A 6456-nucleotide genomic window follows, 5' to 3' on the forward strand; every position below is an offset into this window, starting at 1 on the left:
TTTCTCAATGATGGGGATCTGGTAAAAGTTGTCCCTGCACTGCCCGCTGATGGGACATCTGCAACCACTGCACCTGCGTCACCGCCGACTGGCGCAGCGCAAAAAGCCGATGCAGCAACGACGCCTGTGCATGCTGCACCGGCGAACAAATAGGAGCGCGCGTGAATTTTTCCTCGCTTTCCATCAAGAACCCGATTCCCGCCATCATGCTGTTTGTACTGCTGGGTTTGGGCGGCCTGTTGTCGTTCAAATCGAATGCAGTGCAGGATTTTCCCGATATCGAACTGCCGATTGTGACGGTCACGGCGGCCCTGCCCGGTACTGCGCCGGCGCAACTGGAAACGGAAGTGGCGCGCAAGATCGAGGATTCGGTTGCGACGCTGCAAGGCATCAAGAATATCTATACCAAGGTGCTCGATGGTGCGGTAACCGTCACGGTTGAGTTCGTCCTCGAGAAAAATATTTCGGATGCCGTCAATGACGTGCGCGATGCAGTGGCCCTGATCCGTGCCGATCTGCCCAGCGATTTGCGCGATCCATCGGTGACCAAGGTATCGACTGCAGGGCGCGTGATCCTGACGTTCACCGCTGCCGCGGCACCGGGCAGCAAGCTCGATGAGCAGGAACTGAGCTGGTTCGTCGATAACACGGTTGCCAAACGCATACTCAGCGTGCCGGGCGTCGGTTCGTTCAAACGCGTGGGCGGTGTCAGCCGCGAAGTGCGGATTGAACTCGACCCGGCAAAAATGGCTGCATTGAATGTTGCTGCAGTCGATGTGTCGCGTCGTCTGCGTCTGGTGCAGCAGGAGGCGCCGGGTGGGCGCGGCGATGTGAGTGGTGCCGAGCAGGCGGTGCGCACCATCGCCACCGTGAAGACTGCCGCCGAACTGGCGCTGCTGGATATTCCATTGGCAGACGGCCATCACATCCGGCTCGATCAGGTTGCCACTGTGACCGATACGTTTGCCGAGCGCCGTTCGTCGGCGTCGCAGGATGGCCACACTGTCGTCGGCTTTGAAGTGTTCCGTACCAAGGGCGCCAGCGAACTTGATGTTGCCAGAGGTACGCGTGCCGCAGTGGAAGAACTGCAGGCAGCCAACAGCAATGTCGTCTTCAAGCAGGCAATCGACAACGCGCAGCCGGTGAAAGAAAACTTCAAGGGTTCGATGGAGCTGCTGTACGAAGGCGCCATCCTCGCGGTGCTGGTGGTGTGGTGGTTTCTGCGCGACTGGCGTGCCACGCTGGTCGCGGCGTCGGCTCTGCCCTTGTCCGTCATCCCGACTTTTCTCGGCCTGAGTTACTTCGGCTATACGCTCAATACGGTGACCCTGCTATCGCTGGCGCTGGTGGTCGGTGTGCTGGTCGATGATGCGATTGTCGAAATCGAGAATATTTCGCGCCATCTGCGCATGGGCAAAACACCGATGCAGGCCGCGATGGAAGCGGCAGATGAAATCGGCATGGCGGTGATTGCGACGACCTTTGCACTGGTCGCGGTATTCCTGCCGACCGCATTCATGGCCGGCATACCGGGCTTGTTCTTCAAGCAGTTCGGCTGGACTGCCGTGCTGGCGGTGCTGGCATCGCTGGTGGTGGCGCGTTTGCTCACGCCGATGATGGCAGCTTACATCCTGAAACCGGTCAAGGAGCTCGAGCAAAAAGACAGCTGGCTGATGCAGCGTTATCTGGTTGTCATGCGCTGGTGTTTGCGCCATCGTTTGACCACGGCGATTGCTTCCGGCATTTTCTTTTTCGCCTCCATCATGCTGGTGCCATTGCTGCCGACCGGGTTCGTCCCGCCCGCCGATCGCGGCCAGACGCAGATCAACATTGAACTGCCGCCCGGCAGCACGCTGGCGGAAACGACTGCGGTTGCCGAACGCGTGCGTCTTGCAGTATCGAAAGATGCCAACATCAAGAGTGTCTTCAGTTCGATCGGCGGTGGTTCCAGCGGTGATGCATTTGCCCCCGGTGCGGCAGCCGAGGCGCGTCGTGCGGTGCTCACGTTAACGACCACGCATCGCAACGATAGGCATGAATCGATGGCTGATATCGAAGCGGTCATCCGTGCCAATATTGCCGACATTCCCGGTGCGCGATTCAACGTCGGCCCGCCCGATACCGGCGTCAAGATGCAACTGGTGTTGCGCAGTGAAGACCCGGTTGCATTATCGGAAGCCGCACAAAAAGTCGAACGCGAATTGCGTACGCTCAAAGGTGTCGGCAACGTCAGTTCCAGCGCTTCGCTGGTGCGTCCGGAAATCATCGTGCGTCCCGATTCTGCGCGCGCCGCCGATCTCGGTGTCACCACGGCCAGCATCGGTGAAACAGTGCGGGTCGCCACTGCCGGCGATTACGACATGAATTTGCCGAAACTGAATCTGACTGAACGCCAGGTGCCGATACGCATCAAATTGCCGGACGAAGTGCGTGCCGATTTGTCGGCGATAGAACGCCTGACGGTGCCGGGTAAAAACGGCCCGGTCATGCTGGGTAACGTTGCCACTGTCACCATGCAAAGCGGGCCGGCACAGATTGATCGTTTGAACCGCAGCCGCAATGTCACGCTCGATGTGGAGCTCGGCGGACGTGCGCTGGGTGAAGTGAATGCCGAAGCGCGTGCGTTGCCATCGATGCAGAATTTGCCGCCCGCCGTAAAAATTGCCGAACTGGGCGACGCCCAGGAAATGCAGGCATTGTTTGCCAGCTTCGGTCTGGCGATGATGATAGGCGTGTTATGCATCTATGGCGTGCTGGTTCTGCTGTTCAAGGATTTCATGCAGCCGATCACGATTCTGGCGGCGCTGCCCTTGTCGATAGGCGGTGCGTTTGTTGCGCTGCTGATTACCGGCCGGGCCTTGTCGATGCCGTCGATGATCGGCCTGATCATGTTGATGGGCATCGTCACGAAGAATTCGATTCTGCTGGTTGACTACGCCATCCTGGCGCGGCAACAAGGCATGAATCGCTTCGATGCGCTGGTCGATGCCTGCCACAAGCGCAGTCGCCCCATCATCATGACGACGATCGCGATGGGCGCCGGCATGCTGCCGCTGGCGCTGGGTTGGGGTGCCGATCCGAGTTTCCGCTCGCCGATGGCAATCACCGTGATTGGCGGCTTGATTACATCGACGCTGCTGAGTTTGCTGGTGGTGCCTGCGGTGTTTACGTATATCGATGATATCGAACACTGGCTCAAGCGCATGATGAAAAAAGCACGCGGCATCAAGGAAGACCATAAAGCGCCGCAACTGGGTCTGGAAAAATCATGAGCACAAGTTTGCAGGAAGTGCTGGCAACACATCGGCCTGCGCGGCTGGACGAGCTGTCCTTATCTGCGCCGCTGAGCTTGCTGGTGCTGGCGCCGCATCCGGATGATTTCGATGCCATCGGCGTGACGCTGAAATTCTTTCATCAACGCGGCGATACGATACATCTGGCGGTGCTGACTGGCGGTGCCAGTGGTGTGGAAGATGGCTTTTCCGGTGCGCATACTGTCGCTGAAAAAGCAGCATTGCGCGAAGCTGAGCAGAGGGAAAGTTGCGCATTTTTCGGCTTGCCGCCGGAACGCGTCAGCTTCCTGCATTTGCCGCCGGATGAAAAAGGCAATCCGCGCCTGGATGCGGAAAATCATGACGCGATACGGGCGCAGATCGTCGCCTGTCAGCCGGATCTGGTCTTCATGCCGCACGGGAACGACAGCAATGTCACGCATCAACGCACCTATGCCTTGTTTCGCGCGGTAGCCCTGGCGGATAATCTGCACATGTGGGCAGTGTTGAATCAGGATGCGAAGACGGTAGCGATGCGCACCGATCTGGTGACTGCATTCGATGCGACGACTGCAGCATGGAAGGCCGAATTGTTACGACTGCATCAATCGCAACATCAGCGTAACCTGAACACGCGCGGTCATGGATTCGACGAACGGGTACTTTCCATTAATAGAAAAAGCGCGATTGATCTGGATCTCGTTGGCGACGAATATGCCGAATGTTTTGAACTGGAACGTTTCGGCTAGTCAATAAAGAATTGCAATAGAGGATTTGAAATGGCTTGTAATCACAAGGAAGTACTGGATCTTGCAAAAGCGGGAAATTGGGAAGAGGCTCATGCCTTGGTGCAAGTGCACGGCGATGTGCTGTCGTGCCAGATTCACGGCTATCTGCATCGCGTGGAAGGTGATTTGAGCAATGCCAGTTACTGGTACAGTCGCGGCAAAAGCAGCTTGCCGAAGAATACGCTGGATGAAGAATTCGCTCGCCTGTACGCCAAACTCGCCGAAGCTTGATTGACGACAGAATATGTCTCTGTAATTTTCAACGCTTAGGCTTTATGTGCCTGACGTGAATCTGTCGGCGCCTCGGTTCTCTCATTGAGCCCGTAATCGCGCAGCACCTGCGCAACACGCAACCGGTAATCGGCAAAAATGCCGGCCCGTCCGGCAGCCTGCACTTTGCGATGTTCTTCCAGGTTGCGCCACTGACTGACCGCTTCTTCGTCGCGCCAGTAGGATAGCGACAGAATTTTCCCTGGCTGGCTCAAACTCTCGAAACGTTCGATAGAAATAAAACCGTCTATCTCTTCCAGTAGCGGTCGCAACGATGCTGCCGCATCCATGTAGTCCTGCTTGTGATCGGCATGCGGGATCACTTCAAAGATGACGGCAATCATTCATGTCTCTCCTGATTGTGGCAGTGCAGGCAAGTATGCAACCTGTTTATTCTAGCGATCGGCTGGCCGGCGGAATTCGTTGCCTATCCAGTTTTCGGCACTACTGCGCGTGAGCTTGAACGTCGGCGCCACGCGCACGGCTGCCAGTTGTTCGCCGTTTTCATCCTGTGCGGCCAGAATGGCATAGGGATCGTCTTCGTCAGGCACGATATCGAGCGTGACGCTGATGGTTGCTGATGCCGTATTCACAATGACGCTCTTGTGCAGCGTCGCATGCAATTGCTGTTCATGTCTGCGCAAGACTTCGGCGGCGGTCTTGACCAGTGTATGGAAGGCTGGCGTATCCAGCGGCTTGGGGTTTTTCTTGTCGCGTCCCATCGTCCATGGGCCGACCAATGCAGGTTCGGCCTCGCCATCCTTGATCATCTCGACAGCCCAGCCTTCATCGTCTTCATTCTTGATGACGCGGGCAGTCCAGCCATCATCGCGCCACAGACGCGCTTCATGAATGGCGTTGCCGTGGTCTGCTTCATTGTCTTCCTGCCATTCCGTGTTGTGCATGCGAGCTCGCTTCTGTTGATTGCTGCATATCATAGAGGCAATCGCCGATAGCTGCAGGCGATTGCCGTTTCAGCGAAATGGTGTGAGTAGGTGTAGACTTGCGCCCTGGCCGATTCTTTGTCGGCGACATAGCTGGAAAAGTCTTCCTTCGCGCGCTGGCCGCGCCAAAACAATATCCGCGAAATCAGAATTCATGCGTAGTGTTTCAAGAATGCCTTGCGTTGATGCGCTCAAGGCGGTTGCCTGTTTGTTCATCGTTCTCCATCACCTCGCGTTTTACGGTCCGATGTCGGATATTGCCTATTCGTTCATGCCGACCACGATTGATCTGCTTTACCAGTACGGCCGCATGGCGGTGCAGGCATTTTTTGTGATTGCCGGATTTTTGCTGGCGGCAAAATTTGCGCCGCATGGCAAGGCCCTGGTCGGTAATCCCTTGTATTCAATTTATCAACGCTATCTGCGACTGGCGATTCCGTATCTGGTTGCACTGGTGTTCGCGATCCTGTGTGCAGCTCTGGCGCGCGAATGGCTGACCGACGATTCCATTCCTGATGTTCCAGACTTTGCGCAACTATGGTCGCATGTATTTTTTCTGCAGGATCTGGTCGGCGAGGAAGCCTTGTCTGCCGGCGTCTGGTATGTGGCGATCGATCTGCAGCTGTTTGCCCTTGCCGCACTGGTGTTGTGGGGTGCCGGAAAAATCGAGACGCGTTATTCTGCGCCGGCATTCATCGGCCCCGTCTTGATTGCGTTACTGACGGTGACATCGCTATTTGTCTTCAATCTGAATGAAGCGTGGGATACGACCGCGTTGTACTTCTTCGGCGCTTACGGTTTGGGTGCGCTCGCTTACTGGGTCTCGCGCCGTCGCCAGGGCATGCTCTGGCTCGCATTGCTGGGCATGGTGGTGATCGTTGCACTGCTGCTGGATTTCCGTTCGCGCATTCTGGTGGCAGGTTGCGTGATGCTGATGCTGGGGCTGGCGCGCCAGACTGGTGCATTGGAACAATGGCAGATGCCGCGCATGTTGACCTATCTCGGCCGTATTTCGTACTCGGTATTTCTGATCCACTTCCCGCTGTGCATGATCGTGAATGCCGTCTTCTTCCATTTCTTCCCGCAAGAGCCGCTCGCCAATCTGCTCGGCATGCTGATTGCACTAGGCGTCAGCATAGGCGGCGGTGCTTTGTTGTTTACCTGGGTTGAAAACCGGCCAGC

At 56.8% G+C, this 6456-nt stretch carries 6 protein-coding genes; 4 read left to right on the forward strand and 2 right to left on the reverse strand.

From position 1 onward, the window contains the following. The first annotated feature begins 161 nt into the window (after nucleotides 1-161). Genes ABWP27_RS11575 through ABWP27_RS11585 form a run of 3 tightly spaced genes read left to right on the forward strand, consistent with a single transcriptional unit; the run spans nucleotide 162 to nucleotide 4291 of the window. A complete protein-coding gene (locus ABWP27_RS11575) occupies nucleotides 162-3272 on the forward strand; it encodes an efflux RND transporter permease subunit (RefSeq protein ID WP_353156909.1) in 3111 nt (1036 codons plus the stop codon). Then, nucleotides 3269-4021: a PIG-L deacetylase family protein gene (locus ABWP27_RS11580; RefSeq protein WP_353156911.1), complete on the forward strand. Its 753-nt coding sequence runs from the start codon at nucleotides 3269-3271 to the stop codon at nucleotides 4019-4021. The genes ABWP27_RS11575 and ABWP27_RS11580 overlap by 4 nt, the downstream gene beginning before the upstream one ends. A gap of 30 nt (nucleotides 4022-4051) precedes the next feature. Further along, nucleotides 4052-4291, forward strand: a complete 240-nt coding sequence (locus ABWP27_RS11585) for a hypothetical protein (protein WP_353156914.1) — start codon at nucleotides 4052-4054, stop codon at nucleotides 4289-4291. Nucleotides 4292-4326: 35 nt separating this feature from the next. Here the strand turns inward: ABWP27_RS11585 and ABWP27_RS11590 are convergent, their stop codons facing one another. After that, nucleotides 4327-4674 (reverse strand): antibiotic biosynthesis monooxygenase family protein, encoded by a 348-nt coding sequence (locus ABWP27_RS11590; RefSeq protein WP_353156917.1) that lies wholly within the window; start codon nucleotides 4672-4674, stop codon nucleotides 4327-4329. Nucleotides 4675-4725: 51 nt separating this feature from the next. Then, complete coding sequence (locus ABWP27_RS11595; protein WP_353156920.1) at nucleotides 4726-5235, reverse strand: hypothetical protein; 510 nt, start codon at nucleotides 5233-5235, stop codon at nucleotides 4726-4728. Between the two features lie 193 nt (nucleotides 5236-5428). On the opposite strand from ABWP27_RS11595, the gene ABWP27_RS11600 reads away from it, so the two are divergent. Then, a partial coding sequence (locus ABWP27_RS11600) for an acyltransferase family protein (RefSeq protein WP_353156922.1) occupies nucleotides 5429-6456 on the forward strand: 1028 nt, incomplete at its 3' end.

Origin of the sequence: Herminiimonas fonticola (assembly GCF_040395855.1) — a bacterium.
Taxonomy (GTDB): domain Bacteria; phylum Pseudomonadota; class Gammaproteobacteria; order Burkholderiales; family Burkholderiaceae_D; genus Oxalicibacterium; species Oxalicibacterium fonticola_A.